The organism is Ruegeria sp. YTSC003 (assembly GCF_059609785.1).
On the sequence record NZ_JBXWMK010000037.1, the window covers coordinates 1 to 1,623 of the forward strand.

Sequence of the window (1,623 nt, forward strand, 5' to 3'; positions counted from 1 at the left end):
TTGACGAACACCTTAGCCTCTGGGCGCTGAAATTCTGCTTGAGTCTGGATGTAGTAGACGCCGAAGAGAGGCTCAGAGAACAATTCAATCATCCGGCCAGATGACAGATCGTCCTCGAAAAAAGCTCTGGCAGAATACGTGATACCGTCACCCCGGCGAACCGCAGTCATGATCAGGTTCCCCGGCATGTGATTGATCGTCAATGGCTCGAGAGGTACGACCCCATGATAGGTGAACCAGTCGGCCGCCTCGTTGGTGCCTAGTTCCTGCAACCAAGGCAGCTTTGTCAGAGTGGCCGGGTCACGCAGATCTTGGCCTTCCACAAGTGAAGGTGCTCCGATCACGACCATGTCGGAGACAAGAACAGTATCCTCCTCTTTTCTCGGCATGCGTCTGTCGTGATACCGAATGGCGACATCGATGCCGCCTGGTCTTATCTGAACCAGTTCCGAAGTTGGGTTCAGCATCAAAGTGATCTCTGGATGTTCACGTTGAAACTCTGCCATTCTCGGCAATAGCCACTCCACCGCGAATGCTGGTGACATTGTCACTTGAACGGGGCGCTGCGCTGTGTGTTCTGCCAGTCGTTCGACACCCCTTCCAATAATTTCAAAGCCGATACCCAGTTCACGTGCAAGAATGATGCCTGGATCTGTCAATTCAATGCTGCGCCCACGTCTGGCAACGAGAGCTACACCCAAATGCCTTTCCAACGATTTCACCTGCTGGCTGACAGCCGCTTGGGTTACGTTCAAGTGTTCAGCCGCGACGGTGTAACTCCCTGCTTCCGCAACCGCTGAGAAGGCGCGCAAAGCGTTCATCGGGGGAAGGTGCAACCAATCCATACTGTAGATTTTCTAATGTTTTGTTAGACTATTTGAGTCGCATGATATCGGTTTTCTTGACAATATTCATATCGAAATCTGTTTATAAGCTCCAAGAAAAGTAGGTATAGGCTTCATCACGGATGTCAGCCTAGCCGCATGCCGGGAGATCTTGATACGATGGAAAAAATTCAAGGTGGATGCTACTGTGGTGCGGTTCGATACCAGATCGCGACACCACCTGTCTGGTCGGGACATTGCCATTGTCGTTCATGCCAAATGGCCCTTGGCGGTGCCTTTGTAACTTGGGCTAAGGTAGCCGCCGAAGACTTCGCCGTTATCAAAGGCGAAATCCAACACATTGAGAAAACTCCGGGTATTCGCCGCGGATTTTGTCGGGACTGTGGAACGACGTTGACCTATGCCGCCCTAAATGAAGTTGAGGGCCAAGACTGGAGCGCTGACGCGTGGTTTTCTGCTGTGACGTTGGACGACCCATCGATTACTCAGCCAAAAGCCCATGTCTTCGTTTCGCATCAGCAGCCATGGATAAAACTCGACGACGGGCTGCCGACGTTTCTTGAGTTCTAACCAACTTTCCGAGCGCACGGAGGTGAAAGCGATGAACACTGCATACTCATATGCCTGCAAGGATTGCGAAGGCATGGAGGCCTGCCCAGGTAAAGTAGTTGCTGCGACCAAGGACGAAGTCTGGAAGCTCATGGAACTCCACGCGGTGGTCGCTCATGGAGAGGACCCCAGCTCGTGGGACGCCGACACTCGAGAATATCTGGAAACA

2 protein-coding genes are annotated in these 1,623 nt (G+C 52.4%); one reads left to right on the plus strand and one right to left on the minus strand.

Translation table 11 applies throughout. From position 1 onward, the window contains the following. Positions 1 to 821: LysR family transcriptional regulator (locus AC2FFH_RS23135; RefSeq protein WP_496845416.1), on the minus strand; the 821-nt coding region annotated here is incomplete at its 3' end. Between the two features lie 183 nt (positions 822 to 1,004). Between AC2FFH_RS23135 and AC2FFH_RS23140 the strand changes: the two genes are divergently transcribed. Beyond that, a complete protein-coding gene (locus AC2FFH_RS23140; RefSeq protein ID WP_496771013.1) occupies positions 1,005 to 1,415 on the plus strand; it encodes a GFA family protein in 411 nt (136 codons plus the stop codon). Positions 1,416 to 1,623 lie beyond the last annotated feature (208 nt).